Origin of the sequence: Novosphingobium resinovorum, from assembly GCF_001742225.1 — a bacterium.
Classification (GTDB): Bacteria; Pseudomonadota; Alphaproteobacteria; order Sphingomonadales; family Sphingomonadaceae; genus Novosphingobium; species Novosphingobium resinovorum_A.
This window is the reverse complement of sequence record NZ_CP017075.1, coordinates 2,713,955-2,740,670: the sequence shown is the minus strand read 5'-3', so window position 1 is coordinate 2,740,670 and position 26,716 is coordinate 2,713,955. Positions and strand designations below refer to the sequence as shown.

Below are 26,716 nucleotides of genomic sequence, written 5' to 3'. Positions count from 1 at the left end.
TTGCGGTTTGGGCAAGATTTCGTCGTCCCGGACTTGATCCGGGACCGCTGGCTGTCTTTAGGTGAGGCCTTGCGTCGGGGCGTTCGAACGCGATGTGGGCCGCTCACGGCCAGCGGTCCCGGATCAAGTCCGGGACGACGTCGGCGCATACTTGCCCCCACCCGCGCCGTCTGGCACCTGTGCGCCCGTTCGTCTGGAGGTCCCCCCATGAAGCCTTACCTGCCGCTCGTCGCGTTGGCCGCGCTTGGCGTTTCGCTCGCCGCTTCGGCCCAACCCTTGCCCAAAGGCACCGCGCTGAAGCCGCCCGCCGATGCAGGCGCGCAGCCGGACGTGCCGGTGGACCTGATGAAGGCCGTCACCAAGCGCCTCTCCGCCGACGACTTCGAGGGCCGCGCGCCGAGCACCGCGATCGAGCCGAAGGTGCTCGACTACATCGTCGCCCAGTTCAAGGCGGCGGGCCTGCAGCCGGGCAACAAGGGCCAGTGGCTCCAGCCGGTGCCGACGGTGGAGATCACCGCGAGCGACTATACGCCGCTCAAGGTTTCCGGCACGGCAACCTCGCTGTCGTTCAGGCCGGGCGACGACTATGTCGCGTCGAGCTACCGGGTGACGCCGAAGTCGCAGGTGCAGGACAGCGAACTGGTCTTCGTCGGCTACGGCATCAATGCGCCCGAACTCGGCTGGAACGACTATGCCGGGCTGGACATGAAGGGCAAGACGGCGGTGATCCTCGTCAACGACCCGGACTATGCGATGGAAGGCGAGCAGGGCATCTTCAAGGGCCGCCGCATGACCTACTACGGCCGCTGGACCTACAAGTTCGAGGAAGCCGCGCGGCAGGGCGCGACCGCCGCGCTGATCGTGCATGACACGTTCCCGGCGGCCTACGGGTGGAACGTAGTCAACTCCAGCTGGACCGGCGCGCAGTATTCGGTGCAGACCCCGAACGACGCGATGGACCAGACGGTCGCCAACGGCTGGATCCAGAAGCCCGTGGCCGAGGCGATTCTCAAAGCCTCGGGCAAGGACCTCGCAGCGCTGACCAAAGCGGCGCAGACCAAGGGCTTCAAGCCGGTCCCGCTCGGCCTCAAGGTCAGCTTCGGGTTCGACAATGCCATCCGCCGCTCAACGTCCAACAACGTCGTCGGCGTGCTGCCGGGCAAGTCGCGGCCGGACGAGGTCGTGCTCTATTCGGCGCACTGGGACCACCTCGGCCACTGCACGCCGCAGGGTGGCAAGCCGAACGACGACATCTGCAACGGCGCGGTCGACAATGCCGACGGCGTCGCGGCGCTCACCGCCATCGCGAAGATGAATGCCGAGACTGGACCTGCCGAGCGTAGCCAGGTCTTCGTGGCACTGACGCTGGAGGAATCGGGGCTGCTCGGCTCTGAGTTCTACGGCGCCAACCCGATCTATCCGCTCGACCACACCGTCGGCGGAGTGAACATGGATGCACTGCTGCCTGCGGGCCGCGCGAAGTCCTACACCCAGACCGGCGGCGACAAGTCGGAGCTGGGCGATCTCTACCTCGCTGCGCTGAAGGCGCGCGGCCTGACCGACGTGCCCGAGGATCACCCCGAGCGCGGCGGCTACTACCGCTCCGACCACTTCAGCCTCGCCAAGCGCGGCGTGCCGATGTTCAACGTCGAGCGCAGCGGCGACCTCATGAACGGCGGCACGGCGGCGGGCGAGAAGGCCGCGCAGGACTATACCGACAACCGCTACCACGCCCCGGCCGATGAATACTCGGAAAACTGGGACTGGAGCGGCATCACCCAGGACGTCGAACTGTTCTACGACCTCGGCCGCACGCTGGCGGACGGCACGATGTGGCCGAACTGGCGCGCAGGCGACGAATTCCGCGCGATCCGCGACAAGGCCATCCACGACCGGGACTGCGCCGCTGCAACCAAGGGATGCAATACCAAGTGACTTTCACTCTTCCCCCCGAATGGGCCGCGCAGGACTGGCTGTGGATCGGTTTTCCGCATGATCCGGTCGAGTGGCCCGGCTTCCTGGAACGCGCGCAGGAACAGATGGCGGATTTCGCCAGCGCCGTCGCCGAGAGCGGACAGGAAGTGCGCCTGATCGTGCGCGACGAGGTCAATCGCGCCCGCGCGCTGGAGCTGGTGTCCGAAAAGGTGAAGCTTGAAACCCGCCGCTACGGCGACGTCTGGCTGCGGGATACCGGGCCGCTTGTCACCGTGGACTCGCATGGTAACCGCAAGGGCATGCGCTTCGGCTTCAACGGCTGGGGCGGCAAGTACCTGATGGACGGCGATCAGGAGATCGGCGAGGAACTGGCGCGCGATGCGGGTCTCGACGTCGAGATGGCCGACTGGATTCTCGAAGGCGGGGCGATCGATGGTGACGGCACCGGGCTGGTGGCGGTGACCGAGCAGGTCTTCCTCAACCCCAACCGGAACCCGCATCTGACGCGCGCCGACCTCGACATGCGGTTGCAGCGTGATCTCGGTTACGAGCGCGTGCTGTGGCTGGGCGACGGCCTCATCAACGACCATACCGACGGCCACGTCGACAACCTCGCCCGGTTCGTGGCGCCGAACCTGCTGGCGGTGCCGCGCGCGACCGGCAAGGACGATCCCAACGCCGCGATCTATGCCGACGCGAAGGCGCGGGCCGAGGCGATGGGCGTCAAGGTTGCCGAGGTCCCTTCGCCGGGCCGGGTCGAGACCGATGGCCGGGTGGAGCCCGCCAGCTACATGAACTTCGCGATCACCTCGAAGCTGGTGGTCGTGCCGATCTACGGCACCGAACATGACGAGGAGGGCGTTGCCGCCATCGCCGCGCTGTTCCCGGACCGCGACACTCTGGGCGTCATGGCCGATGCGGTGCTGGCGGGCGGCGGTTCGTTCCATTGCTCCAGCCAGCAGATGCCGTCGGTCTGAGACGTTGCCTTAACGCTTTGGAAACCACTGCGCGTGCATAGTCGCGCGCATGGCTCGCATCGTCGCTCTCGCGCAGGTTCATCGTCCCGTCATCGGGAGCGAATGGTTGCGCCCGCTGATCGTGGGCGGCTGCGCATTGGCGCTCATCCTCGCGCGCGACGCACTGCCCTTCTGAGCGCCAGGCCGTTCATCGGCCGGCAATCTTTTCAAACAAATTCAACGTTTCGTGACAGAGCGTGGCTGCGTCTTGTCTCGCTTGTTGCACTGCACACCTAGATATTGCGTTGCAGCAAAGTTTTGTCGCATTGGGATGATGCAATCGAAATCGGGCGTCCCCAATCTTTAAGGCGACCCTTTGATGGAGATGACAATGCGCAACATGACTGACGCCGACCGCGCCCGCGTGCGCGAATCGTTCATCGGCAACGGCCTGCTTTTCCTGTTTGGTTGCGGCGTTCTGGCCTTTCTGGTCGCCGTGGACCGTGTAGACTGGTTCTCGATCCGGCCCGCTACCGGAACTTCGATCGCGATGGCCCGTTCGACCGAGGGTGCTCCCAAGGTCGGCCCCGCCGCTGCCGAGCCCGTGAGCCCGAAACCGTGACAACGGAGCCTGCCAGGACCCAATGATCGTCGCCAAGATACCGAGTTCCACCCGCGTCATCCAGGAGATCTGGAAGCCGCTGACGCTGCTCTTCGTGTGGGACGTGATCGTCACGATCACCTATTACATACTCCCGTTCAAGGCGCCGGAGCTGCCGATCACGCTGTTCGGCTCGGCGCTGGCGCTGTTCCTCGGCTTTCGCAGCAACTCGGCCTATCAGCGCTGGTGGGAAGGGCGCGGGCTGTGGGGCCTGATGATCAACGCCAGCCGCAACATCGCGCGTGCGGCTCGCAACTTCATGCCCGACCCCGAGGCGTCGGAGCTGAAGCGGGAGATCGTTTATCGCCAGATCGCCTACGTCAACGCGCTGCGCTGCCAGCTCCGCCGTCTGCCGCAGGACGAGGAAGTCCTTCGCGTATTTCCCGGTGACGAGAAGGACCCCGCATTCAGCCGCGTCAACGTCGCCAACGGCATTCTCGACGGCACCGGCCGCCGCATCGATCAGGCTCGCCGCAAGGGCTGGATCGACACCATCCAGCAGACGCAGATGGAGGCGGTCCTCGTCGATATTGCCAACTCTCAGGGCGGCATGGAGCGGCTCAAGAACACGCCGTTGCCGTTCCAGTACCGCTTCATCCCCGAAGTGTTCACCCACCTGTTCTGCGTCCTCCTGCCGATCGGGCTGGTCGAGACGCTGCAGTTCGCGACGCCGCTGGGCTCGACGATCGCAGGGCTGATGTTCCTCGCGGTGCTGGCGATCGGTGACGATCTCGTCGACCCCTTCGCCAACGACGTCCACGACCTGCCGCTCAATTCCATGTGCCGCACGATCGAGATCGACCTGCTGCAGGCGATCGGCGAGCCAGCGCCCGCACCCGTCCAGCCTGACAAGCACGGGGTGCTGTGGTAATCCTGGGGGTATGAAGCTCTACAAGGATCGTCAGGTCACCAGCGCTGCGCTGCGCTTCGGCAAGGTCTTCAGCGCGGAAGCCCGGGCGGATTTCAGTCCGGTTGGGCTTCTGGCGGTTGGGGCCATGGTTACCGGGATATTGCTCGGCAGTGCGGTGATCGTGGCGGTTTCGAAGGGTTCGAAGAAGAAAGCAGGGGAGCATGGCCCCCCTGCACCCCCGTTACCGTCGAGCTGATTGCGGGCAGCGGCGCCGCACGCTCATTGTGAGGCTATCACCTCGATATTGCGAGCGTAGCGAAGCAATCCAGCGCGGTATGAAACTGCCCTGGATTGCTTCGCTACGCTCGCAATGACGAACTTGAGGTGATGCGCCGCAGGCCATTATTAAGGCTGCAGTCCATACGAAACGCTACTGCGCGCGCTACGACGACAGTTCAGGGGTCTGGGGCAATGGCCCCAGACTTCCCTTATTCGCTCTTGGACGCAAACCAGATCACGTGCTTCGGCCCCTTGCCGTTGCTGCGCGCGTGGACCTTCACTTCGTCCACCGCGAACCTCGCCCGCTCGATGCGGCGGGTGAAGGAAGGATCGGCACCGGCCGACCAGATCGCCAGCACGCCGTCCGGGGTCAGCGCCCCGTAAGCCTCGCGCAGGCCGACCTTGGAATAGATGACGTTGTTGTCCTCGCGCACCAGCCCATCGGGGCCGTTGTCGACGTCGAGCAGGATCGCATCGTAGTCACCATGGCCGTCGACGATGGCCTGCGCGACGTCGCCCATCACCAGGTTGACGCGCGGGTCTTCGAGGCAGTCCCCGGTCAGGTGCGCCATCGGGCCCCGCGCCCACTGGATGATCTCGGGCACCAGTTCGACGACGGTGATCTTCGCATCGGCGGGCAGCACCCGAAGCGCGGCGCGCAGGGTGAAGCCCATGCCGTAGCCGCCGATCAGGAAGTGCGGGCGCTTGGAAGAGCCCTTGATCCGGTCGTAGGCCATCGTCGCAAGGGCCTCTTCCGAGCCCCACTTGCGCGTGCTCATCAGCTCGTTGTGGCCGATGACGATCATGAAGTCCTTGTCGTGTCTGAAAAGCTCCAGCTTTTCGCCGTCCGGAATCCATGCACTGTCGAGGAGTTCGCGCTGGATCATGCCTTCAGGTCCGGCGCGGTCGCTTCGGCGGTCAGCAGGGCGATGGCTTCATCGAGGGGCATCACCTTCTGGTGCTCGGCGCCGAGGGTGCGCAGGGCGACGGTGCCTTCCTCCGCCTCGCGCTTGCCGACGACGACGAGGTGCGGGACCTTCTTGAGCGAGTGTTCGCGCACCTTGTAGTTGATCTTCTCGTTGCGCACGTCGGTTTCGACGCGCACGCCCGCCGCCTTCAGCTTGGCGGCGACTTCGGCGGCATAGCCGTCGGCGTCCGAAACGATCGTCGTCACCACGGCCTGAACCGGGGCCAGCCACACCGGCAGCTTGCCCGCGAAGTGCTCGATCAGGATGCCGATGAAGCGCTCGTACGAACCGAAGATCGCGCGGTGCAGCATGACCGGGCGGTGTTTCTCGCCGTCTTCGCCGATGTAGTGCGCGTCGAGGCGCTCGGGCAGCATGCGGTCGGACTGGATCGTGCCGACCTGCCAGGTGCGGCCGATCGCGTCGGTCAGGTGCCATTCCAGCTTGGGCGCATAGAACGCACCTTCGCCGGGCAGTTCTTCCCAGCCGTATTCCTCGGTGGCGAGCCCTGCGCGCACCACGGCGTCACGCAGTTCGGCCTCGGCCTTGTCCCACTGCTCGTCGGTGCCGATGCGGTTGTCCGGGCGCAGTGCCAGCTTGATCGCGTAAGTGAAGCCGAAGTCGCGGTAGACCCGGTCCGCCATCTCGCAGAACGCCTGCACTTCGCCGACGATCTGGTCTTCGCGGCAGAAGATGTGGCCATCGTCCTGCGTGAACTGGCGCACGCGCATCAGGCCGTGGAGCGCGCCGTGCGGCTCGTTGCGGTGGCAGCAGCCGTTCTCGACGATGCGCAGCGGCAGGTCGCGGTACGACTTGATGCCCTGCTTGAAGATCAGGACGTGCGCCGGGCAGTTCATCGGCTTGAGCGCCATCCACTGCGCGTCGTCCGAGATGATCGGGCCGTCGTCCTCGGTGTTGGGCACCTCGTCGGGGATGACGAACATGTTCTCGCGGTACTTGCCCCAGTGGCCGGACTGCTCCCACTGGCGCGCGTCCATGACCTGTGGCGTCTTCACTTCCTTGCAGCCCGCATCGTTGACGGCGCGGCGCATGTAGTCTTCGAGCGCGCGATAGATCACGTAGCCCTTGGGGTGCCAGAACACCGAGCCGTGCGCCTCGTGCTGGAGGTGGAACAGGTCCATCTCGTTACCGAGCTTGCGGTGGTCGCGCTTGGCGGCCTCTTCGAGGCGCGTCAGGTGCTCGGCCAACTGCTTCTTGTTGAGCCAGCCGGTGCCGTAGATGCGCGAAAGCATCGCGTTGTTCTGGTCGCCGCGCCAGTAGGCGCCCGATACGCGCGTCAGCTTGAAGGCGGCGGGGTCCAGCTTGCCGGTCGAGGGCAGGTGCGGACCGCGGCACATGTCGAGCCAGTCGTCGCCCGACCAGTAGACCGTCAGAGGCTCGTCGCCGGGGAGTTCGGCGGCCCATTCGGCCTTGAAGCTCTCACCCTGCTGCTTCCAGCGGCTGATGAGCTGTTCGCGGTCCCATACCTCGCGGCGCAGCGGCTTGTTGGCGGCGATGATCTTGCGCATCTCCGCCTCGATCGCGGGCAGGTCCTCGTCGGTGAAGGGGCGCTCTGCCGGGGCGAAGTCGTAGTAGAAGCCGTCGTTCGTCGAAGGGCCGAAGGTGATCTGCGTGCCGGGGAACAGCGCCTGCACCGCTTCGGCAAGGACGTGCGCGAAGTCGTGACGGGCCAGGTCCAGCGCTTCGGCCTCGTCGCGGCTGGTCACGAGCGCAAGGCTGGCGTCGCCGGTGAAGGGGCGCGACAGGTCGACCAGCTCACCGTCGATCTTCGCGGCGAGGGCGGCCTTGGCGAGGCCGGGGCCGATGGCGGCAGCGACGTCGGCCGGGGTCGAGCCTTGCGGCATCTCGCGCACGGAACCGTCGGGCAGGCTGATCTTGAACATTTCGGACATGGACGAACTCATTCTCTCGTTTGCCCCATGCCATACCAGAGCATGTGGGCGGAAAACCTTTGGGGGCGCCATGGCACAGGCGCGCCTCCGGGTGAAGGTGCGGCGTCGGCTGAAATGGCTCTATTTCGGAAACGAGAGACGCCAATCTCGCCCGAAATCCGGGCGACGGCGGTTCGCGTGCTCAGCCTGCGACCAACCGTGCCCGGACGAGCCGAGTAGTCTGGGTCGTAGTCTTGGCGGTGCCTAACAGCATGAGCGCGATGTAGCGATTCGGGCGCGGAAAGCCAAGCGTGGTCTCGGGATCACCCGATGACGACGAGGCTACTTTCCATAATGTCAATGTTGCTTGACTTATGGTGACTAGAATGACAAATTCCCTTTACACATAAGCAAGGAGGCTTGTCATGACGGACCAAACCCTGTCGCGCGGACCCGCTTGGTTCTGGGGTGGCGCGTTTTTCGTAGGCATGTTCGGCACAGGGTTCGCCGCGCGTGCGCTGGATCTGGGGTCGATTCCCTCAGCGCTGGTGATGATCCCACCGATGCTGCTGCTGATCCCGCTGGTCCGCGCTTCCGAGAAGGCACAGGCAGCGTGCGGAGCGCTGTCTCCCGCAACGCGGCGCTACAATCGCCGGGGCCTGATCTGGGCGTTCGGTTATGTGATCTTCCTGTTCGTGGCCGTCTTCGGGGCCAAGTCCGGCGCATCCGGGCCTCTGCTCTGGCTGCTGGCGCTGCTGCCGGCGCTGCCGATCTTCTTCATGCTGTGGACGATGGCGCGCTATCTGGTGGAGGAGACCGACGAGTATCTTCGCCTGCGTGTCATCAACGCGGCTCTCTGGGCCACCGGGCTGCTGCTGGCGGTGGCGACCGTCTGGGGCTTCCTCGAGACGTTCGAACTGGTCCCGCACGTTCCCGGCTGGGCCGCCGTGCCGGTGTGGGCGGTGGGACTGGGCGCCAGCTCTATCGTCAATCGCTGGAGGGAGGCGTGAAGAACCGCCTCAAGGTCCTGCGCGCCGAGCGCGGCTGGAGCCAGCAGGATCTGGCCGAGCGGCTGGAAGTCTCGCGCCAGAGCGTCAACGCGATCGAGACGGGGCGCTACGATCCCTCGCTGCCGCTGGCCTTTCGCATCGCCGACCTCTTTGGTATGACGATCGAAGAGATATTCCAGAGGGGCGAGTGATGGCTGGCGGGCCGTTGAAGCGAAGGCGTGGGGCACGGGTCGGCGTGGCGGTAGCGATCGCGGCGGCTGTCGCGGTGTCGCTGGGACTGTTCCAGTCCGCCGCCGAACCTGCCCGGCCGCGTGAGGAGACCGGTTTCGGCACGATCCGTGCCGATGGCAAGGTGATCCTGCGGGTCGTGGCGCCGATCCTGTACTGAGCGGTGCTTTCTGCGCAGGGGCTTCGACAAGCTCAGCCTGAGCGGGAATAGGGGTATTTCTGAAATCCGCTCAGGCTGAGCTTGTCGAAGCCCCTGCGCCTCACGCTGCCACGTTGCCGGTTCACAACCACCCGTCCAGGGCTCGAGCCCTTCAGTGCAGAGTATGCACGTGCGTTCCGCGTTCGCTCAGCTTGCCCAGCGCCGTCATCGCCAGCCACCCGGCCGTCATGCAGACCCACGGCATCACCGGATAGTGAAACCGCGACTGGCCCGAGAACACGAGGCAGATCAGCGTCGGATAGAGCGCGATCCCGTAAGGCAGCAGCCACCAGCCGATCCACCGCTGCCCGTCGCGCCGACGTCTTGCGATCATCACGAAGAACGCGGCGCCAAAAGCCGCCATCAGCAGCACGTAGTACCCCTGATTGAGCACCCGCACCGCGCGATAGACCATCTCGAACCGCGCATAGCCCGGCGCGCCGCCCTGATAGGCCCACTCGGCCTCGCCATCGGGCAGCCAGAGGCGCAGGAACTTCTTCGGCAGCAGCTTGGCGAAGCGGTCGGGATGTGCGGTGATCCACGCCATTCCCAGTCGCCGCGCCTCGGCGTCGCGCGCCACTTCGTCGAGGCCGGGGCGGGCCATCAGCTCCTTCACCACCGGCGCGTCGGGGGTGTAGTCGCCGGTCGCGGTGTCGTGGTTGCCGGTGAGGAGCGTATAGCCGCCGTTGGTCGAGACCGCGACCCAGTGGCCCAGCTGGATCTCGTTGCGGATCGTCCAGGGCAGCACCGTCAGCGCGGCGAGCGCGAGCACCAGCAATCCTTCACCGAAAAGGCGCGGGAAGCGCTTCCACACCTGCCCCATCCTCAGCCACTCGATCGCGAACAGCAGCGGCACCACCACCAGCGTCTGTGCCTTGACCATGGTGGCGACGCCGAACAGGAACCCGGCGCTGACGAGGTGCCAGCGGCTGGTGCGCGTCACGATCACCCAGCATCCCGCCATCAGCAGCGCGGTGTAGAACACCTCGGTCAGCGCCAGCGGGACGTAGCCGATCGCGTTGGGGTAGACCGCCAGCAGCAACAGCCCGGCGCGCGCTGCGCCCTCCGAGCCGAACAGGCGGCGCCCCAGCGCCAGCGCCATGGCGCCGATCAGCATTGCGCTCACGAGGTTGAACAGGCCGAGCGAAACCTGGCTGGCGCCGAACTTGGCGAACACCAGCCCCAGCGCGATCGGCCAGCCTGCGGGCCAGAACGCCGTGGGCGCCCCTTGGTTGTCGAGATAGCCTTGGCCCGCCGCGAGACTGACGGCGCGCGTGAAATACCACTCCGCATCGGACGTTGGCGCCACGTCGATCAGCAGCACCGCCACCCGCAGCGCGAAATACAGCGCCCAGATACCGAGCAGTACCGAGCGATCGGTGGCGAACCATTCGAGCCGCAGCGCAAGCCGGGACGGGCGGGTGGGGAAGTGGATGACCTTGGCGCTCATATCGGCCCGAACGGTTAGCGGTCGGGACTTAAGATCGCATTACGGTGAGGGCGTCCAGAGGTTTCGATACCAATCTGGCCCACCCCGTCCGGCTAGGCCCTGCGGGCCAAGCCTCCCGGCCCTCCCGCTTGCGGGAGGGCGAAACGTCCTGCTCCCCTCCCGCTTGCGGGAGGGGTTAGGGGTGGGCCTTCTCTTAATTCACACCGTCGCCTTGCCCTGCAGCCAACCACTTCCCACTAAGGGCACCATGACTTCGACCAGCTATCTCGATCTCTCCGACGGGCGTTCGATCGCCTACCGTTTCACTCCCGGCACTGGCCCGGTCATCGTCTTCCTCCCCGGCTACATGTCCGACATGGCCGGTTCCAAGGCCGCCGCCCTGTTCGAGATGGCGCGCGCCAGCGGGCTCCCCTGCCTGCTGTTCGACTATTCCGGCTGCGGCGAATCGCCGGGCGACTTTGCCGACGGCACTCTCACGCGCTGGAAACAGGAAGTGCTCGCCCTCGTCGCCGCGCTGGAGACGGACGAGAAGATCGTGCTGGTCGGTTCCTCGATGGGCGGCTGGCTGATGCTGATGGCGGGCCTCGCGCTGGGGGACCGGCTGGCGGGCCTCGTCGGCATCGCACCGGCGCCGGACTTCACCGAATGGGGCATCCCCCAGATGGATAAGGCGCTGCTCGCGGACGGGGAAATCCTCTTCGAGGACAATCCCTACGGCCCCGAGCCGACCCCCACGCACCCCGGTTTCTGGGCAGACGGACAGGCCAACCTTATGCTGGAGGGCGAGATCGCCATCGACGCCCCGGTGCGCCTGCTCCACGGCCAGCGCGATCCCGACGTGCCTTTCGAAATCTCCCTGAAGCTGGCGGAGAAACTGCGTTCAGCCGACGTGCAGGTCACGCTGATCAAGGACGGCGATCATCGCCTCTCGCGTGATGCCGACATTCGCCTGCTCCTGCGCACCGTCGCGGAACTGGTGCTTCCGTTGGCAGGGCCGCGCGCAGAGGGCACCCCGGAGTCCTGATCCCCATGTCCTCGCTGCTTCTCCTCCTTCCGCTGATGGCCCAGGTCGGCCCTGCTTCCAGCCTGCCGAGTTCGGCACGGCCCTATGCTTCGCAGCTGCCGCTGGAGATCATCGAGAAGAAGGACAAGGAAGACCGCGACCGCCGCGCCCGCGAGGCGCAGAACGTCGCGATGCCTGCCGCCCGCAGCAGCGCCGGTTGCATGAGCGCGGTCGAGGCGAACCCGGAGAAATCCGCCGAACTCGCCCGCAGCGCGGTGGCCGACGCCATCGGGCGCGAGCAGGTGCGTGCGGGCCTGTGCCTCGGCGTGGCGCTCAGCGACCTCGACCGCTGGGACGAGGCGCGCACCGCCTTCACCAATGCCCGCGATGCCGCGGATCCTGCCGACCATGCCAGCCGCGCGCGTCTGGGGGCGATGGCGGGCAATGCCGCGCTCGCCGCCGGGCAGGCGGGGCAGGCGCTCTCGCTGCTCGCCCCTGCAGCGACGGACGCCAAGATCGTCGGCGATGCGGACCTCACCGCCTCGATAGCGCTCGACCGTGCGCGCGGGCTGGTCGCCGTGAAGCAGCCCGACGAGGCCGCCAACGCCCTTGCCGAAGCCCGCGCCGCGCAGCCGGACAATGCGCAGGCGTGGCTGCTTTCGGCCACGCTCTCGCGCCGTCAGGACAAGCTGGCACAGGCGCAGACCCAGATCGAGAAAGCTGCGAGCCTCGCTCCGCAAGACCCCGAGATCGGGCTGGAGGCGGGCGTCATCGCCATGCTTTCGCACAACGATGCCGCCGCGCGGCGCAGCTGGGAATCGGTCGTTGCGGCCGCGCCTTCCAGTGACGCTGCGGTGACGGCGAAGCAGTACCTATCCCAGCTCGGCTCTCCTGATCCGGCAAAATAAGGTTTCTCCCATGATCCCGATGTCCGTCCTCGATCTCGTCACCGTCCGCGAAGACGGCACTGTCGCGGAGGCGCTCGATATCTCCGTACGGACCGCGCAGGCGGCCGAGCGCGCGGGATACCGGCGCTACTGGGTGGCCGAGCATCACGGCATGGACGGCATCGCGGGCGGCGCGACCTCGGTGGTCCTCGCCCATCTCGGCAATGCGACCAGCACGATCCGCATTGGCGCGGGCGGCATCATGCTGCCCAACCACACGCCTTACGTGATCTCCGAGCAGTTCGGCACGCTGGCGGCGCTGTTCCCCGGCCGCGTCGATCTCGGTCTCGGCCGCGCGCCGGGCGCCGACGGGCGGCTGGCCCATGCGCTGCGCAAGGACATCCACGCCGCGTCCGAGCGCTTCCCCAACGACGTGGTGGAACTGCGTGCCCGGTTCCAGGGGCAGGCGGCGGGCGGCGTTCCTTCGCCTCAGGCCGCGGGGGCGGATGTCGAGATGTGGATTCTCGGCTCCAGCCTGTTCGGTGCGCAGCTGGCGGCGATGCTGGGCCTGCCTTACGCCTTCGCCTCGCACTTCGCTCCCGCCGCACTGGATGATGCCGCGCGGGTATACCGCGAGCGGTTCGAGCCCTCCGAAACCCTGGCGAAGCCGCACTTCATGGCCGCGATCAACGTGGTCGCCGCCGATACGGACGAGGAGGCGGTCTACCTGTCCTCCTCCACCGACCAGAGCTTCGTGGCGCTGCGCTCGGGCAATCCGGGCCGCCTGAAGCCGCCGGTACGCGATTACCGCGCCGGTCTTCCCGGCGCGGCGCGGGCGATGCTGGAGCAGGTGCGCTCGGTCAGCGCGGTCGGCAGCCCGGCGACGGTGCGGCAGGGGATCGAGGACTTCGTCGCCCGCACGCAGGCGGACGAACTGATCGTCAGCATCGCCACGTATGATCCCGAGGCGCAGATTCGCTCGCTGGAACTGACGATGGACGCGATGAAGCAGCCTGTAGGCTGAACGTTTGTCCAGCAATGCGATGCCCCCTATCAAGGTAACTAGATTTCGTCTGGGGCATTGACCGCGCGGTTAAATTGCGGAACTCAACGCGCCATGGAAAAATCAGACGTCGTCATCGTGGGAGCGGGACATGGGGGAGCGCAATGTGCGCTCGCCCTGCGCCAGAACGGGTTCACCGGAACCATCACCGTCATCGGCCGCGAGCCGGAGCATCCTTACGAGCGCCCGCCGCTTTCGAAGGAATACTTCGCGCGCGAGAAAACCTTCGACCGTCTCTACATCCGTCCACCGACGTTCTGGGCCGAGAAGGAGGTGACCTTCAGGCTCTCCACCGAAGTCACCAAGGTGGACGCCGAGGCGAAGGAACTGACGCTCTCGAACGGCACGACCTTCGGTTACGGCAAGCTGGTCTGGGCGACCGGCGGCGATCCGCGGCGCCTGTCGTGCGGCGGCGCCGAACTGGCGGGCGTCCACGCGGTGCGCACCCGCGAGGACTGCGACACTCTGATGGCCGAAGTCGATGCGGGCACGAAGAACATCGTCGTCATCGGCGGCGGCTACATCGGGCTGGAAGCAGCGGCGGTGCTGTCGAAGATGGGGCTGAACGTGGTGCTGCTCGAAGCCCTGCCGCGCGTGCTGGCGCGCGTCGCGGGTGAGGAACTGTCCGAGTTCTATCAGAAGGAACACCGCGATCACGGGGTGGACCTGCGCACCGGCGTTGCGGTGGAATGCCTCGAAGGTGACGGCCACCGGGTAACGGGCGTGAAGCTGGTCGATGGCGAGGTGATCCCCGCCGAGGCGGTGATCGTCGGCATCGGCATCGTGCCCGCCGTCGGTCCGCTGATCCTCGCAGGTGCCTCGGGCGCCAACGGCGTGGACGTGGACGAGTTCTGCCGCACCTCGCTACCGGACATCTACGCGATCGGCGACTGCGCGGCCTTCGCCTGCGACTATGCGGGCGGCACGGTGATGCGGGTGGAATCGGTGCAGAACGCCAACGACATGGCGACGTGCGTGGCCAAGGCGATCTGCGGGGACGCAAAGCCGTACAAGGCGTTCCCGTGGTTCTGGTCGAACCAGTATGATCTCAAGCTGCAGACGGCCGGGATCAACATGGGCTTCGACCAGACGGTGACGCGCGGCGACGTCGAGGGGCGCAGCTTCTCGGTGGTCTACCTCAAGCAGGGCAAGGTCGTGGCGCTGGACTGCGTGAACATGGTCAAGGACTACGTGCAGGGCCGAAAGCTGGTCGAGGCGGGCGCCACGCCGGACGTCGAGCGCCTCGCCGACGCGGGCGTGCCGCTCAAGGAACTGGTCTGACAATGGCGTCGTCCCGGACTTGATCCGGAACCGCTGGCCGTGAACCGCCTTGCTGTCGGCAGGGCGCCTTTACCCGAGGTCGCGCCTAAAGACCGCCACCGGTTCCGGATCAAGTCCGGGACGACGTCAGCTTGCCTCTCGCCCATCGTGCCGCATCTGCAACGGCATCGTCTGCATCCGCCAGCAGCGGCTCCACCTGCGCCAGCAGCACCTTCCGGCCGCTGTTGCCCGCCGCATAGAGGCAGTTGCGCACGAACCGGTCCCGCCCGATCCGCTTGATCGGACTTCCCGAGAACAGCTTGCGAAACCCCGCATCGTCCAGCGTGAGCAGATCCGCCAGCTCCGGCGCCGTCAGTTCCGCGCGCGGCAGGAACGCCTTCATCGTATGCGCCGTCTCGGCGAACTTGTTCCACGGGCAGACCGCGAGGCAGTCATCACAGCCGTAGATGCGGTTGCCCAGCCCCTCGCGCATGTCCTCGGGCACCGGCCCCTTGTGCTCGATGGTGAGGTAGCTGACGCAGCGCCGCGCATCGAGGCGGTAGGGCGCCGGGAAGGCATCGGTCGGGCAAGCGTCCTGGCAGGCCCGGCACGATCCGCAGCGATCGCGCGCCGGGGCCGAGAGCGGCAGGTCCAGTGTCGTGTAGATCTCGCCGAGGAACAGCCATGATCCATGTTCGCGGCTGACGACATTGGTATGCTTGCCCTGCCAGCCGAGCCCTGCGGCAGCGGCGAGCGGCTTTTCCATCACCGGCGCGGTGTCGGTGAAGACTTTCACCCCGACCGGCCCCAGCCCGCGTTTGTCCCCCTCGCTCACCATCCAGCGGGCAAGGTTCTTGAGCGCCTTCTTCACCGTGTCGTGATAATCGGCGCCTTGCGCATACGCCGAAATCCGGCCGATCCCGCCTTCGTCCGCCAGTCGCAGCGGGTCGGCGGCGGGGGCATAGCTCATGCCCAGCGCGATGACGCTGCGGGCTTCGGGCCAGAGCCCCTGCGGACTGCGGCGATGGTGCGCGCGCTCCTCCATCCAGCCCATCGAGCCGTGCATCCCCGCTGCCAGCCAGGCGTCAAGCCGCGCCGCGCGGTCCTCGTCCGTCGCGGCCGAAGCCACGCCGAAAGCGCAGAAGCCGAGAGCGCGCGCCTCTCCCTCCACCGCCTCGGCAAAATTGCTTAGGGCGGTCTTAACCGGGACTGCGCCATCAGGGGCGCACGTGCTAGACCCAGGGGGCTTCATGGATGCGCAAGTAGGAGATCCTCGGTTGACCGGCAATGTGTCAGGTTTCGATTGCCCCCTGGCGATCGAGGCGCGGGGGCTCGTCAAGCGGTTCGAGGGGACCACTGCCGTGGGCGGTGTCGACCTCTCGGTGCCGCAGGGCTCGGTCTATGGCATCCTCGGCCCCAACGGTGCGGGCAAGACGACGACGCTGCGCATGCTGCTGGGTATCATCGAGCCCGATTCGGGTTACCGTCGCATTCTCGGCGCCGAGCGGCCGCACGACGTCGCCCACGCCATCGGCTACCTGCCCGAGGAGCGCGGCCTCTACCCGTCCATGAAGGCGACGGAGGCGATCGCCTTTCTCGGCGCGCTGCGGGGCCTGCCGCTGAAGGAAGGCCGTCGCCGCGCGCACGAACTGCTCGAGCGGCATGGCCTCGGATATGCCGCGGATCGTCAGATTCGCCAGCTTTCCAAAGGCATGGCGCAGCAGGTGCAGATCCTTGGCACGCTGGTTCATCGCCCGCGCCTGGTCATCTTCGACGAGCCGTTCTCCGGCCTCGATGCGCTCAACCAGGGCAAGCTGGAGGCGATGATGCGCGGTCTGGCGGAGGACGGCACGACCGTGATCTTCTCCACCCACGTCATCGCGCATGCCGAGCGCCTGTGCGACGAGGTCGCGATCATCGCGGGAGGTCGCGTCCCGTTCGCGGGGCCGGTCGACGTCGCGCGCGACCGGATTCCCGCACAGGTCCGGCTCGAAACGCAGGCCGACGAGGGACTGTGGCGCGCTGCCTTGCCGACCGATTCGCGGCGCGAGGGGCGGTACTGGAACTTCGCGCTGCCCGAAGGCGGAATCGAGCCGCTGCTGCGCGCGCTGATCGCGGGGGAGGCGGGTATCCTGTCGCTGTCCATCGAGCGCGCCGGGCTGCACGATGCCTTCGTCGCCATCGCCGGGGAGGCTGCCGCCCGCGCCCTCGAAGCGGAAAAGCCCGAGGAGCCGCGCCGATGAACTTCGATCTTTCCGCGCCCGGTCATCGCGGCCGCCTGTCGATGCTGGCCGCAGCCTGGGTGGTGGCCCGGCGCGACTTCACCGCGATCCTGTTCTCGCGCACGTTCTTTTTCTTCCTGCTCGGTCCGCTGTTCCCGGTGATCGTCGGACTGCTGGCAGGCAGCGTCGGCCAGCGCGTCGATCAGAGCGGCGAGGCGCCTGCGATCGGCGTGGTCATGGCCGAGGCCGACGCGAAGGCGATGGTCCGTGCCCGCGATGCACTGGCCGACCGGCTCGGAGGCGGCCTGCCGGACATGCATGTGGTCAAGGACCTGACCCCGGCCGAGCAGGCCGATCCGGGTGTGGTGCTGGCGTCACGCAAGGGTGCTTTCGCGGGCGTGCTGTCGGGCTCTCCCGCCGCGCCGGTGCTGACCGGGCCGGGACCGCTCATCAAGGACTGGCGGGGGGATGTCGAACTGATCGCGGCCGAGGTTCGTGACGGATCTCTGGCCTTCTGGCCACAGGTGAAGCTGGCCAAGACCTCGGTGGCGGCGCCCGGCGATTCGCGCAGCCGCCTACGTACGGCGCAGGGCGCGCAGACCTTGCTGTTCCTGCTGACGATGATGCTGGCCGGGATGGTCCTGTCCAACCTTGTCGAGGAAAAAGGCAACAAGATCATCGAGGTGCTGGCCGCCGCGATCCCGATGGAGTCGGTGTTCTTCGGCAAGCTCTTCGCCATGCTCGGCGTGTCGCTGGTCGGCATCGCGGTGTGGGGTAGCGTCGGCGGAGCGATCTACCTGTCGGCGGGATCGGTCGTGGCACTGCCCGAACCGGCGGTCGGCTGGCCGATGCTGGTCGGGCTGGGGGTGATCTACTTCGCGATGGCCTACCTGCTGCTGGGCTCGGTGTTCCTCGCGATCGGCTCGCTGGCGAACACGGTGCGCGAGGTGCAAACGCTGTCTATGCCCGTCACGATGATGCAGCTCATGTTGTTCTTCTTCGCGACTTACGCGATGACCCAACCGGGCAGCGCGGTCGAGATGCTGGCGGTGGTCCTGCCGTTCAGCTCGCCCTTCGCGATGCTGGCCCGCGCCGCGCAGGAGCCGGCGCTCTGGCCGCACGTCGCGGCGCTTGGGTGGCAGGTGATGTGGGTGGTGCTGCTGGTTCGTGGCGGCTCGATGCTGTTTCGCAGGCGGGCGATGAAGTCGGGGCCGCAGGGGGCAGGTCGCAAGTGGTGGCGGCGCGTCGTTTCCGAAGGCTAGCGGGCGCCCGCTTCCTGCATGTGGAAGGCGCGGACCGCCAGTTCCTCGAGGCTCATCAACTGCCGGAAGACGATGCCGTAGGACGGATGCCGGCGCCAGCATACGGTGGCCTCGAATTCGGGCATGAGGGCGGAGCCGATGCGCAAATGCTGCCCGATCGCGAGATAATGTTCGGTCTCGATCCCGGCGCCCTGGCGCGAGAGATCGCGCACCTTGGCGGCCGAAGTTTCCCCCGCGATCGTCACCTGCACCGGATGGCCGACGCAGACGCGGATCGGGCGCTTGGGATAGGGGCCGGCCTCGGCGATGAAGCGCTGGACCTCGATCGGGACGTCGAAGCGGAAGCCCGCCTCCCCGCCGTTCTCCCAGACCTTCTCGACCGCAAGCCGGTCCCCGGCCGCGCTTTCGAGGGCCAGGCGACGCTCGGTGGCTAGCGAGTGGAACAGGCGCAGCTTCACGCCGGTCTCGGACACGTCGCGCACGATGCAGAGGTATTCGCCATGCGCCCCGATCAGCTTCGCGGCGCGTAGCAGCAAGGCGAAGCGCGGACTGGCGCGCTGGTCCTCGTAGCTCGGCTTGCTGCCGGCGGACAGGCTTTCCGGGAAGGACATGCGAAAGATCACCCCTAAGTACCCATGCCGTGGTGTCCGGACGATACCATGAAAGGTGGGTACTTAGTAATTGATACCAGTTCTCAAGTTACGCATTTGTAAACGCAAACGATTGAACAAAATTCGCTCGCCGAATAAATGCGCAGTATTCGTCGGTATCGAAAATCTGGTGCGGGCGGCGGGACTCGAACCCGCACTGGAATCCCAAGCGGATTTTAAGTCCGCAGCGTCTACCATTCCGCCACGCCCGCACGGCCCGGCTGGGCGTGGCAGCGTCTAGCCGCCTGTGAGCGGCGGCGCAATCTTCTGAACGCGGTCTTCTATTCCCCGACGTTGAGGCGGACGCGCATTTCCTTGCCGGGCTTGAAGTAGGGGACGCGCTTTTCCGGTACTTCGACGCTTTCGCCGGTGCGCGGGTTGCGGCCCTTGCGGCCGTCGCGGTGGCGGGTGGAGAAGGCGCCGAATCCGCGCAGTTCCACGCGCCCGCCGTCGGCGAGGCGCTGGCTGATCTCCTCGAAGAAGGTATCGACGGCGCGCTCGACGTCCTCGGCACGCAGTTCCGGGTTGTCCTTGCCCAGTACCTGAAGCAGTTCGGACCTGATCATCGCGACTTTCCCCCAAAAAAGCGTGCCCATGGCGGCAGGGTGTTAAAAATTGTTCACCCGCGCACCGAAACAGAAAATTACGTCTGGCCTCCCCATGGCCTGTCGTGAAAATGCCACCAGCGTGCGCTTCGCGCAATGCCTCGCGTGAGATGCGCAAAAGTGATCATTTGAGCGTGGGGCAAGCACCATCCGTGGCGGCCTCGCCCCATTTACAGGGGAAAATAGCGCGCTAACCTCCTGTTCCTTCACGCGCGGCCGGTGGCCCGCGGGACCAAGAAACAATATACAAACATTCAGGGCGCGAAGGCATCAGCACCATGAAAGACATGTCACTCTGGACGGAAGGGGACTGGATCGGCGCTGCGGGCGCGGTCTTCCTCTTCGCCGTGCTCGCCGTGGGCGGCATCATCGCCACCCGCAGGAGCGATGAATTCGCCGGCCACCCTCGCGGCCTCTTCGTGCTGTTCTATGCCGAGATGTGGGAGCGTTTCTCCTACTACGGCATGCGGGCGCTGCTGATCCTCTACCTCGTCAAGTTCTGGCTGTTTTCCGACGGCCAGTCGAACCTCATCTACGGCGCCTATACCAGCCTCGTCTACATCACCCCGGTACTGGGTGGCTACATCGCCGACCGCTGGCTGGGGCAGAGGAAGGCCGTGCTGTTCGGCGGCATCGTGCTCGCGGTGGGCCACCTGTTCATGGCCTACGAGGGCCTTCAGGGCGTCACCGACCCGGCGACGAAGCAGGGCGACCCGGCAATCAATGTATTCTGGCTGGCGCTGGCGCTCATCATCGTCGGTTCGGGCTTCCTCAAGGCGAACATCTCGGTGATCGTCGGGCAGCTCTACAAGATGACCGACACCCGGCGCGACGCGGCCTACACGATCTTCTACATGGGCGTGAACACCGGCGCGACGCTGGGCACGATCCTCGTCGGTTATCTGGGCGAGACGATCGGCTGGTCGTGGGGCTTCGGCCTTGCGGGTATCGGCATGTTGCTGGGCCTCGTCATCTTCGTGCTCGGTCGACCTGCGCTCAAGGGCCGGGGCGAGCCGCCCAAGCCGCTGACGAAGAACCGCGAGTTCACGCTCTACGGAGTGGCCATCGCTTCGGTCGCGGTGATCTGGTTCCTGATCCAGTACGTCTCCGTGATCCAGACCCTGCTGATGGTCTCGGGCGTCGCGATGCTTGCCTATACGCTCTACGAAGCGTTCAAGCTGCCCAAGGAACCGCGCGAGCGTATCTTCGCGATCCTGTTCCTGATCGCGCTCAACCCGATCTTCTGGGGCCTGTTCGAGCAGGCGGGCGGCAGCCTCAGCCTCTATACCGACAAGTTCGTCGATCGCGGCGGAGTGCCGACCAGCCTCTTCCAGTCGATCAACCCGATCTACATCGTGCTGTTCGGCCCCATTTTCGCGGGCCTGTGGGCCTGGCTCGGCAAGAAGGGCCTTGAGCCCAGCGCACCTGCCAAGTTCGCACTGGCGCTGGCGCAGGTCGGCCTCGGCTTCCTCGTCTTCGTATGGGGTGCGGGAACCGGCGATCCGGCGGTGATGACCTCGGTGGTCTTCGTGTTCCTGATCTACATGCTGCACACGACCGGCGAGCTGTGCCTGTCGCCCGTGGGGCTCTCGGCGATGACGCGCCTGGCGCCGCTGCATCTGGGCAGCTTCATCATGGGCGCGTGGTTCTACATGACCGCCGTGGGCAACTTCGTGGCGGGCAAGATCGGCGAGGCCACCGGCGGCGAAAGCGGCACCATGGACAAGGCGCTGACCCTCTCGATCTATTCGAAGATCGGCTGGATCACGCTGGGCGTGGCGGTCGTGGTGCTGGCGGTCTCGCCGCTGGTCAGACGCTGGATGCACCTCGACACGCTGGCGGACCGGGGCATGGACGCCGACCTTGAGGGGCAGGCCGGGATCGGGCTGGAGGCACAGGAAGCGGGCCTCCACCCGACCATCAGGCACTGAGAATGACTGACCGGCCCGGGGTGCTCCCTGGGCCGGTTTCGTATTGCAACAGGGGAAATTGCCAATGAGGGAAACGCCTTGGAAGCGGCGTCTGCTGTGTGGCCTGGTCATGAGCGCCGCTCTCGTGATGACCACGCAGGCCGCCGATGCGAAGAAGAAGGACAAGGACGCGAAGTCCGGACCAGCACCCTATTCTTCGACTTACAAGCCCTATCCGGGCCGGCCGACGGCGCTGGTCGGCGCGACGGTCTATGACGGGCGTGGTGGGCGGATCGACAACGGCACCGTCCTGTTCGAGAACGGCAAAGTCGTCGCCGTCGGGGCGGCGGACCTAGCGATTCCGGCCGGTTACGATCGCGTGGACGGCTCCGGCAAGTTCGTGACGCCGGGCGTGATCGACATCCACTCGCACCTCGGCGTCTATCCCAGCCCTTCGGTCGATGCGCTGTCGGATGGCAACGAGATGACCAGCCCGACCACGCCGGACGTCTGGGCCGAGCATTCGGTCTGGCCGCAGGACCCCGGTTTCACGCGGGCGCTCATCAATGGCGGCGTCACCACGCTGCAGATTCTCCCCGGTTCCGGCAACCTCATCGGCGGGCGGGCGGTGACGCTCAAGAACGTGCCCAGCCGCACCGTGCAGGGCATGAAGTACCCCGGGGCGCCCTATTCGCTGAAGATGGCCTGCGGCGAGAACCCCAAGCGGGTCTACGGCGCCAGGAACCAGAAGCCCATGACTCGCATGGGGAATTTCTCGGTCGACCGGCAGGCGTGGATCGATGCGAAGAAGTATATGGACGGTGATCATGCCGATCGCGATCTCGGCAAGGACACCCTCGAAGGCGTGCTGAAGGGCGAGATTCTCGTTCAGAATCATTGCTATCGCGCCGACGAGATGGCGCAGGTCCTCGATATGGCCAAGGAGATGGGCTACAAGGTCACCGCCTTCCACCACGCGGTCGAGGCTTACAAGATCGGCGACCTGCTCAAGGCCAACGACGTTTGCGCCGCGATCTGGGCAGACTGGTACGGCTTCAAGATGGAAGCCTACGACGGCATCCCTGAAAACGCTGCACTTTTGGCCAAGCAGGGGGCCTGCGTGGTGATCCATTCCGACGACGAGAACGGCATCCAGCGGCTCAATCAGGCGGCGGCGCGCGCGCAGGCGGCAGGCAGGCGGATCGGGGTGGACGTGCCCGACGGGCAGGTCGTCGGCTGGTTCACCTACAATGCCGCCAAGGCCATGGGAATCGGCGAGAAAACCGGCAGTCTGGAGGCCGGGAAGATGGCCGACGTGGTGCTCTGGAACGGCAATCCGCTGTCGGTCTATTCGCGCCCGGAGAAGGTCTGGTCGGACGGTGCGCTGCTCTACGACGCCGATGACCCCAAGCGAAAGCCGGTCAGCGATTTCGAGCTTGGCCAGCCCGGCGAAGGAGACGTGAAATGAATCGCCTGATCCTCGCCATCCTTCTCGGCGCCGCGCCGATTTCCGTTTCCGCTCAGGATTTTGCCATTACCAACGCGACCGTCGGCACCGGCGACGGCAGCGCCCCGATCGAACACGCAACCGTCGTCGTCCGGGCTGGAAAGATCGTTTCGGTAGGACGGGACACGGCGGCACCGGGCGGCACCCAAGTGATCGACGGGACGGGCAAGTGGGTCACACCGGGCCTGTTCTCCGCCGTCACCGACCTCGGCCTGTGGGACGTCGAAGCGGTCGACGACAGCAACGACACCTCGGCCGAAAAGTCCCCCTTCAACGCCGCGCTCGACGTCGCCACCGCGCTCAACCCTTCCAGCGAACACATCGCCGTCAGCCGCGAAGGGGGCGTCACCCGCGCCAGCGTCGCGCCGATGAACGGAGCCTCGATCTTCGCCGGACAAGGCGCCGTGATCGACCTCGGCCAGGACGCGGCGATCGTCATGAAGCCGCGCGCGTTCCAGTACGTGGAGCTTGGCGAATCGGGCGCGCGTCTCTCCGGCGGCAGCCGCGTCGCGGCGCACACCGCGCTGCGCAACGCCCTGCGCGAAGCCCGCGAAGTCGCCGCGCTGCCGGTAGGCGCGCAGCGACAGGGCGACGTCCTGCTGACCCGCGCCGACGCCGCCGCGCTGGCGAAAGTTATCGACGGCACGCAGACCCTCTACGTCGGCGTCGAACGCGCCTCGGACATCCGCGGCGTCCTCGCGCTCAAGGCCGAGTTTCCCAGGCTCGACCTCGTCCTCGTCGGCGCCACCGAAGGCTGGCTCGTCGCGCCTGAGATCGCGGCGGCGGGCGTTCCCGTCGTGACGATGCCGATGCGCGACCTGCCCGCCACCTTCGAGACGCTGGCCGCCACCATGTCCAACGTCGGCCGCATGAAGAAGGCCGGCGTCAAGGTCGCCATCGGCATGTTCATGGGCATGGACCAGCCCCGCAACGCCCCGCAGCAGGCCGGCAACCTCGTCGCCCTGACGAAGATCCCCGGCGCTTCGGGCCTCACCTGGGGCGAAGCACTGGCGGCGATCACCTCGATCCCGGCCGAGATCAGCGGCTTCGGCGGAAAAGCCGGGGTGCTCGCCCCCGGCGCGGCGGGCGACGTGGTGCTGTGGGACGGCGACCCGCTCGAATTGTCTTCCGCGCCGGTCTCGGTGTGGATCGACGGGGTGAAGCAGCCCGTGGACAGCCATCAGGCGCGGCTGCGCGAACGGTACAAGGATCTGGACGAGACCTATCTGCCCAAAGCCTACGACTGGTAAGAGAGAAGGTAAGGCAGGGGGCCATCGCCCCCTGCACCCCGTTACTGGCGTCGTCGCGCGTGAGGCGGGGCTGCGTGCATATTGATGGCCTGCGGCAGTTGTCAGAGGCGCCACGGCAGCTTTCGCCGCCATTGCGGACAGTAACCTCGCCAGTCAGGATCGCAGAATGAGCTACGCAAACCGTCCAACGAACTGGGGGTGTCTCACCGCTTTTGTGCTGATGACTCCTATCGCATTTATCTTGTTCATCGCGAGCATCATGGGCGGTGGCGGGTGCGAAGGACGGAAACCGCCCTGCGTTGGCGACTACACACCCATGTGGATCATGATGGGGGCTGTAATTGCGGTCGCAATCGGACTTGCCTTGTGCGTCAATCTGCTGATCGCAAAAGTCCGTTCTTGGCGCGATAGGCCGAACGGCAGCTAGCCAACCTTTATCGTCATTCCCGCGAAGGCGGGAACCCATCTCCTGACGGCTTGTGTTGCCCGGGCATCAGTTGAGCTCCCACTTTCGCGGGAATGACGAAGTGCGATTAACCAGGTTTCTGAGTTATTCGTCTACGTCGAAAGCTGGGCAAATAATCACGCAAGGCTGGAAATCCTGTTCAACGCGGCTGCGCGCGCGGCGCCGACAGTATCGGGGTCTGGGGCGATGGCCCCAGGACTTCCCATAAAACGTTAAGCCCGCGCCTCGTTCACCCCTGCGCTGTTATGCCGCAGCGCCTTCAGCACCGTATCGACGATCTGCGGTGCGTTCAGCCCTGCTTCGTCGTACTGCGTCTCGGGCTTGTCGTGGTCCTGGAAGGTGTCGGGCAGGCGCATGGTGCGGATTTTTAGCCCGGCGTCGGTCAGGCCTTCGTCGCTGGCCATCGTCAGCACGTGGGCGCCGAGGCCGCCGATCGAGCCTTCCTCCACGGTCACCACGACTTCGTGAGACAGCATCAGGCGGCGGATGAGGTCGGTGTCGAGCGGCTTGGCGAAGCGCAGGTCGGCCACGGTGGTGGACAGGCCCTTGGCCTCCAGATGGTCGGCGGCTTTGAGGGCTTCGCCGAGGCGGGTGCCGAGCGATAGGAGGGCGACCTTGGTACCTTCACGCACCACGCGGCCCTTGCCGATCTCCAGCAGTTCGGGAGTCTCGGGCAGGGCGGCGCCGGTGCCGTTGCCGCGCGGGTAGCGGAAGGCGATGGGGCCTGCGTCGTATTGCGCGGCGGTGTGGACCATGTGGACAAGTTCGGCTTCGTCGGCCGCGGCCATGACCACCATGTTGGGCAGGGTGGCGAGGTAGGTGACGTCGAACGAGCCGGCGTGGGTGGCGCCGTCCGCACCGACGAGCCCGGCGCGGTCGATGGCGAAGCGCACGGGCAGGTTCTGGATCGCCACGTCGTGCACGACCTGATCGAAGGCGCGCTGCAGGAAAGTGGAGTAGATCGCGCAGAACGGGCGCATCCCCTGCGCGGCGAGGCCCGCCGCGAACGTGACGGCGTGCTGTTCGGCGATACCGACGTCGAAGCTGCGTTCGGGGAACATCTGCGCGAACTTGTCTAGGCCCGTGCCCGACGGCATCGCGGCAGTGATCGCGCAGATCGTGGCGTCCTTTTCCGCTTCGGCGACGAGGGCCTTGGCGAACGTGCCGGTGTAGCTGGGCGGACCGGCGGGGGCCTTGGCCTGCTCGCCGGTGATGACGTCGAACTTCTGGACGCCGTGGTACTTGTCCGCCGCGCTTTCGGCCGGGCCGTAGCCCTTGCCCTTCTGCGTGACGACGTGGACGAGGATCGGGCCTTCGCCGGCGTCGCGCACGTTTTCCAGTACCGGGACGAGGGCGTCGAGGTCGTGGCCGTCGATCGGGCCGACGTAATAGAAGCCCAGTTCCTCGAACAGGGTGCCGCCCATGGCCATGCCGCGCGCGAATTCGTCGGTCTTCTTGGCGGCGAGGTGCAGCGGGCGGGGCAGCTTGCGGGCGAACTTGCGGGCAAGTTCGCGCAGGCCCAGGAACTGGCCCGAGGATACGAGACGCGCGAGATAGGCCGAGAGGCCGCCGACCGGCGGGGCGATCGACATGTCGTTGTCGTTGAGGATGACGACGAGGCGGTTTCCGGCCTCGCGCGCGTTGTTCATCGCCTCGTAGGCCATCCCTGCGCTCATCGCGCCGTCGCCGATCACGGCGATGCCGCGGCCGGGCTGGCCCTTGATCTTGCTGCCCATCGCGAAGCCCAGCGCGGCGGAGATCGAGGTGGAGCTGTGCGCGGTGCCGAAGGGGTCGTACTCGCTCTCCGACCGCTTGGTGAAGCCGGACAGGCCGCCACCTTGGCGCAGGGTGCGGATACGATCGCGGCGGCCGGTCAGGATCTTGTGCGGGTAGGCCTGGTGGCCGACGTCCCAGATCAGGCGATCGACGGGCGTGTCGAAGACGTAGTGGATCGCCACGGTCAGTTCGACCACGCCAAGGCCGGAGCCGAGGTGGCCGCCGGTCTGACCCACGGCCGAGATCATCTCGGTCCGCAGTTCGTCGGCAAGCTGGCGCAGCTGCGCGGGCTTCAGCCTGCGCAGGTCATCGGGAGTCGAAACCGTGTCGAGCAAAGGAGTGGCCGGATTGGCGTTCATTTGTCGGCCCCTTACACCTTTGAGACTTGCGTGTCGATTGACCGTGACCGTTAATCTGCGTCAAGAGCAGG

At 66.3% G+C, this 26,716-nt stretch carries 26 protein-coding genes and 1 tRNA gene; 19 read left to right on the top strand and 8 right to left on the bottom strand.

Going from position 1 to position 26,716, the window contains the following annotated elements:
• Window positions 1-207 precede the first annotated feature (207 nt).
• The 6 genes from BES08_RS12825 to BES08_RS12805 all read left to right on the top strand — a co-directional run bounded on the left by BES08_RS12825 (window position 208) and on the right by BES08_RS12805 (window position 4,658).
• Entirely contained in the window at window positions 208-1,935 is a 1,728-nt protein-coding gene (locus tag BES08_RS12825; protein WP_069708531.1) for a M28 family metallopeptidase, read from the top strand.
• Window positions 1,920-2,912, top strand: a complete 993-nt coding sequence (locus tag BES08_RS12820) for an agmatine deiminase family protein (protein ID WP_083274669.1) — start codon at window positions 1,920-1,922, stop codon at window positions 2,910-2,912. Before BES08_RS12825 ends, BES08_RS12820 begins: the two co-directional genes overlap by 16 nt.
• A gap of 49 nt (window positions 2,913-2,961) precedes the next feature.
• Window positions 2,962-3,087: a hypothetical protein gene (locus tag BES08_RS34500; protein WP_256434585.1), complete on the top strand. Its 126-nt coding sequence runs from the start codon at window positions 2,962-2,964 to the stop codon at window positions 3,085-3,087.
• Between the two features lie 195 nt (window positions 3,088-3,282).
• Window positions 3,283-3,513, top strand: a complete 231-nt coding sequence (locus tag BES08_RS12815; protein ID WP_051586844.1) for a hypothetical protein — start codon at window positions 3,283-3,285, stop codon at window positions 3,511-3,513.
• Window positions 3,514-3,535: 22 nt separating this feature from the next.
• Window positions 3,536-4,423, top strand: coding sequence for a bestrophin family protein (locus BES08_RS12810; protein WP_036525784.1), 888 nt, complete (start codon window positions 3,536-3,538; stop codon window positions 4,421-4,423).
• A gap of 10 nt (window positions 4,424-4,433) precedes the next feature.
• Window positions 4,434-4,658 (top strand): hypothetical protein, encoded by a 225-nt coding sequence (locus tag BES08_RS12805; RefSeq protein WP_069708530.1) that lies wholly within the window; start codon window positions 4,434-4,436, stop codon window positions 4,656-4,658.
• Window positions 4,659-4,890: 232 nt separating this feature from the next.
• Here BES08_RS12805 and BES08_RS12800 read toward each other — a convergent pair whose 3' ends face one another.
• Entirely contained in the window at window positions 4,891-5,568 is a 678-nt protein-coding gene (locus tag BES08_RS12800) for a spermidine synthase (RefSeq protein WP_069708529.1), read from the bottom strand.
• A complete protein-coding gene (thrS, locus tag BES08_RS12795; protein ID WP_069708528.1) occupies window positions 5,565-7,559 on the bottom strand; it encodes a threonine--tRNA ligase in 1,995 nt (664 codons plus the stop codon). Before thrS ends, BES08_RS12800 begins: the two co-directional genes overlap by 4 nt.
• A gap of 404 nt (window positions 7,560-7,963) precedes the next feature.
• Between thrS and BES08_RS12790 the strand changes: the two genes are divergently transcribed.
• From BES08_RS12790 to BES08_RS32870, 3 genes are read left to right on the top strand one after another with little or no spacing between them, the layout of a single operon-like run.
• Complete coding sequence (locus BES08_RS12790; protein ID WP_069708527.1) at window positions 7,964-8,548, top strand: hypothetical protein; 585 nt, start codon at window positions 7,964-7,966, stop codon at window positions 8,546-8,548.
• Window positions 8,545-8,739 carry a type II toxin-antitoxin system RelB family anti-toxin gene (locus tag BES08_RS12785; protein ID WP_036525793.1) on the top strand — a complete coding sequence of 65 codons (195 nt, stop codon included), beginning with the start codon at window positions 8,545-8,547 and terminating at the stop codon, window positions 8,737-8,739. The genes BES08_RS12790 and BES08_RS12785 overlap by 4 nt, the downstream gene beginning before the upstream one ends.
• A 44-nt stretch (window positions 8,740-8,783) precedes the next feature.
• On the top strand, window positions 8,784-8,936 hold the full coding sequence (locus BES08_RS32870; protein WP_155986255.1) for a hypothetical protein: 153 nt from the start codon (window positions 8,784-8,786) through the stop codon (window positions 8,934-8,936).
• 151 nt (window positions 8,937-9,087) lie between these two features.
• Here BES08_RS32870 and BES08_RS12780 read toward each other — a convergent pair whose 3' ends face one another.
• Window positions 9,088-10,425, bottom strand: coding sequence for a glycosyltransferase family 39 protein (locus BES08_RS12780; protein WP_069708526.1), 1,338 nt, complete (start codon window positions 10,423-10,425; stop codon window positions 9,088-9,090).
• 247 nt (window positions 10,426-10,672) lie between these two features.
• On the opposite strand from BES08_RS12780, the gene BES08_RS12775 reads away from it, so the two are divergent.
• The 4 genes from BES08_RS12775 (at window position 10,673) to BES08_RS12760 (ending at window position 14,659) form a co-directional block, all read left to right on the top strand.
• Window positions 10,673-11,449, top strand: coding sequence for an alpha/beta hydrolase (locus BES08_RS12775; RefSeq protein WP_069708525.1), 777 nt, complete (start codon window positions 10,673-10,675; stop codon window positions 11,447-11,449).
• 5 nt (window positions 11,450-11,454) lie between these two features.
• On the top strand, window positions 11,455-12,336 hold the full coding sequence (locus tag BES08_RS12770; RefSeq protein ID WP_069708524.1) for a tetratricopeptide repeat protein: 882 nt from the start codon (window positions 11,455-11,457) through the stop codon (window positions 12,334-12,336).
• Window positions 12,337-12,346: 10 nt separating this feature from the next.
• Window positions 12,347-13,339 carry an LLM class flavin-dependent oxidoreductase gene (locus tag BES08_RS12765; RefSeq protein WP_036525801.1) on the top strand — a complete coding sequence of 331 codons (993 nt, stop codon included), beginning with the start codon at window positions 12,347-12,349 and terminating at the stop codon, window positions 13,337-13,339.
• Window positions 13,340-13,432: 93 nt separating this feature from the next.
• Window positions 13,433-14,659 carry an NAD(P)/FAD-dependent oxidoreductase gene (locus tag BES08_RS12760; protein WP_069708523.1) on the top strand — a complete coding sequence of 409 codons (1,227 nt, stop codon included), beginning with the start codon at window positions 13,433-13,435 and terminating at the stop codon, window positions 14,657-14,659.
• A 109-nt stretch (window positions 14,660-14,768) separates the two neighbouring features.
• Here the strand turns inward: BES08_RS12760 and queG are convergent, their stop codons facing one another.
• Window positions 14,769-15,809, bottom strand: a complete 1,041-nt coding sequence (gene queG / locus BES08_RS12755) for a tRNA epoxyqueuosine(34) reductase QueG (RefSeq protein WP_069708522.1) — start codon at window positions 15,807-15,809, stop codon at window positions 14,769-14,771.
• Window positions 15,810-15,888: 79 nt separating this feature from the next.
• On the opposite strand from queG, the gene BES08_RS12750 reads away from it, so the two are divergent.
• Window positions 15,889-16,881, top strand: a complete 993-nt coding sequence (locus BES08_RS12750) for an ABC transporter ATP-binding protein (protein WP_069708521.1) — start codon at window positions 15,889-15,891, stop codon at window positions 16,879-16,881.
• The gene (locus BES08_RS12745) at window positions 16,878-18,122 is read left to right on the top strand and encodes an ABC transporter permease (protein ID WP_051586836.1); all 1,245 of its coding nucleotides are present in this window, start codon (window positions 16,878-16,880) and stop codon (window positions 18,120-18,122) included. Before BES08_RS12750 ends, BES08_RS12745 begins: the two co-directional genes overlap by 4 nt.
• Here BES08_RS12745 and BES08_RS12740 read toward each other — a convergent pair.
• The 3 genes from BES08_RS12740 to BES08_RS12730 all read right to left on the bottom strand — a co-directional run bounded on the left by BES08_RS12740 (window position 18,119) and on the right by BES08_RS12730 (window position 19,338).
• Window positions 18,119-18,733 (bottom strand): PilZ domain-containing protein, encoded by a 615-nt coding sequence (locus BES08_RS12740; RefSeq protein WP_069708520.1) that lies wholly within the window; start codon window positions 18,731-18,733, stop codon window positions 18,119-18,121. The two genes, BES08_RS12745 and BES08_RS12740, sit on opposite strands and share 4 nt — an antisense overlap.
• 167 nt (window positions 18,734-18,900) lie before the next feature.
• Window positions 18,901-18,984 (bottom strand) — tRNA-Leu (locus BES08_RS12735).
• Window positions 18,985-19,053: 69 nt separating this feature from the next.
• Entirely contained in the window at window positions 19,054-19,338 is a 285-nt protein-coding gene (locus BES08_RS12730; protein WP_036525893.1) for an integration host factor subunit beta, read from the bottom strand.
• A gap of 317 nt (window positions 19,339-19,655) precedes the next feature.
• On the opposite strand from BES08_RS12730, the gene BES08_RS12725 reads away from it, so the two are divergent.
• The 4 genes from BES08_RS12725 to BES08_RS12710 all read left to right on the top strand — a co-directional run bounded on the left by BES08_RS12725 (window position 19,656) and on the right by BES08_RS12710 (window position 24,471).
• Entirely contained in the window at window positions 19,656-21,308 is a 1,653-nt protein-coding gene (locus tag BES08_RS12725) for a peptide MFS transporter (protein WP_036525809.1), read from the top strand.
• 64 nt (window positions 21,309-21,372) lie between these two features.
• Window positions 21,373-22,755, top strand: coding sequence for an amidohydrolase (locus tag BES08_RS12720; RefSeq protein ID WP_069708519.1), 1,383 nt, complete (start codon window positions 21,373-21,375; stop codon window positions 22,753-22,755).
• Window positions 22,752-24,044, top strand: coding sequence for an amidohydrolase family protein (locus tag BES08_RS12715; protein ID WP_069708518.1), 1,293 nt, complete (start codon window positions 22,752-22,754; stop codon window positions 24,042-24,044). Before BES08_RS12720 ends, BES08_RS12715 begins: the two co-directional genes overlap by 4 nt.
• A gap of 166 nt (window positions 24,045-24,210) precedes the next feature.
• Window positions 24,211-24,471: a hypothetical protein gene (locus tag BES08_RS12710; RefSeq protein ID WP_036525814.1), complete on the top strand. Its 261-nt coding sequence runs from the start codon at window positions 24,211-24,213 to the stop codon at window positions 24,469-24,471.
• Window positions 24,472-24,722: 251 nt separating this feature from the next.
• Here BES08_RS12710 and dxs read toward each other — a convergent pair whose 3' ends face one another.
• Complete coding sequence (gene dxs / locus BES08_RS12705; RefSeq protein WP_036525815.1) at window positions 24,723-26,645, bottom strand: 1-deoxy-D-xylulose-5-phosphate synthase; 1,923 nt, start codon at window positions 26,643-26,645, stop codon at window positions 24,723-24,725.
• Window positions 26,646-26,716: the final 71 nt, after the last annotated feature.

Coding starts and splice junctions, on each gene's coding strand:
- BES08_RS12805 (WP_069708530.1), top strand. CDS start 4,434: ATGAAGCTCTACAAGGATCGTCAGGTCACCAGCGCTGCGCTGCGCTTC.
- BES08_RS12770 (WP_069708524.1), top strand. CDS start 11,455: ATGTCCTCGCTGCTTCTCCTCCTTCCGCTGATGGCCCAGGTCGGCCCT.
- dxs (WP_036525815.1), bottom strand. CDS start 26,645: ATGAACGCCAATCCGGCCACTCCTTTGCTCGACACGGTTTCGACTCCC.
- BES08_RS12800 (WP_069708529.1), bottom strand. CDS start 5,568: ATGATCCAGCGCGAACTCCTCGACAGTGCATGGATTCCGGACGGCGAA.
- BES08_RS12710 (WP_036525814.1), top strand. CDS start 24,211: ATGAGCTACGCAAACCGTCCAACGAACTGGGGGTGTCTCACCGCTTTT.
- BES08_RS12815 (WP_051586844.1), top strand. CDS start 3,283: ATGCGCAACATGACTGACGCCGACCGCGCCCGCGTGCGCGAATCGTTC.
- BES08_RS12775 (WP_069708525.1), top strand. CDS start 10,673: ATGACTTCGACCAGCTATCTCGATCTCTCCGACGGGCGTTCGATCGCC.
- BES08_RS12725 (WP_036525809.1), top strand. CDS start 19,656: ATGAAAGACATGTCACTCTGGACGGAAGGGGACTGGATCGGCGCTGCG.
- BES08_RS12825 (WP_069708531.1), top strand. CDS start 208: ATGAAGCCTTACCTGCCGCTCGTCGCGTTGGCCGCGCTTGGCGTTTCG.
- BES08_RS12790 (WP_069708527.1), top strand. CDS start 7,964: ATGACGGACCAAACCCTGTCGCGCGGACCCGCTTGGTTCTGGGGTGGC.
- BES08_RS12715 (WP_069708518.1), top strand. CDS start 22,752: ATGAATCGCCTGATCCTCGCCATCCTTCTCGGCGCCGCGCCGATTTCC.
- BES08_RS12730 (WP_036525893.1), bottom strand. CDS start 19,338: ATGATCAGGTCCGAACTGCTTCAGGTACTGGGCAAGGACAACCCGGAA.
- BES08_RS12720 (WP_069708519.1), top strand. CDS start 21,373: ATGAGGGAAACGCCTTGGAAGCGGCGTCTGCTGTGTGGCCTGGTCATG.
- BES08_RS12760 (WP_069708523.1), top strand. CDS start 13,433: ATGGAAAAATCAGACGTCGTCATCGTGGGAGCGGGACATGGGGGAGCG.
- BES08_RS12780 (WP_069708526.1), bottom strand. CDS start 10,425: ATGAGCGCCAAGGTCATCCACTTCCCCACCCGCCCGTCCCGGCTTGCG.
- BES08_RS12820 (WP_083274669.1), top strand. CDS start 1,920: ATGCAATACCAAGTGACTTTCACTCTTCCCCCCGAATGGGCCGCGCAG.
- BES08_RS12740 (WP_069708520.1), bottom strand. CDS start 18,733: ATGTCCTTCCCGGAAAGCCTGTCCGCCGGCAGCAAGCCGAGCTACGAG.
- BES08_RS34500 (WP_256434585.1), top strand. CDS start 2,962: ATGGCTCGCATCGTCGCTCTCGCGCAGGTTCATCGTCCCGTCATCGGG.
- BES08_RS12765 (WP_036525801.1), top strand. CDS start 12,347: ATGATCCCGATGTCCGTCCTCGATCTCGTCACCGTCCGCGAAGACGGC.
- BES08_RS12810 (WP_036525784.1), top strand. CDS start 3,536: ATGATCGTCGCCAAGATACCGAGTTCCACCCGCGTCATCCAGGAGATC.
- BES08_RS12745 (WP_051586836.1), top strand. CDS start 16,878: ATGAACTTCGATCTTTCCGCGCCCGGTCATCGCGGCCGCCTGTCGATG.
- BES08_RS12750 (WP_069708521.1), top strand. CDS start 15,889: ATGGATGCGCAAGTAGGAGATCCTCGGTTGACCGGCAATGTGTCAGGT.
- thrS (WP_069708528.1), bottom strand. CDS start 7,559: ATGTCCGAAATGTTCAAGATCAGCCTGCCCGACGGTTCCGTGCGCGAG.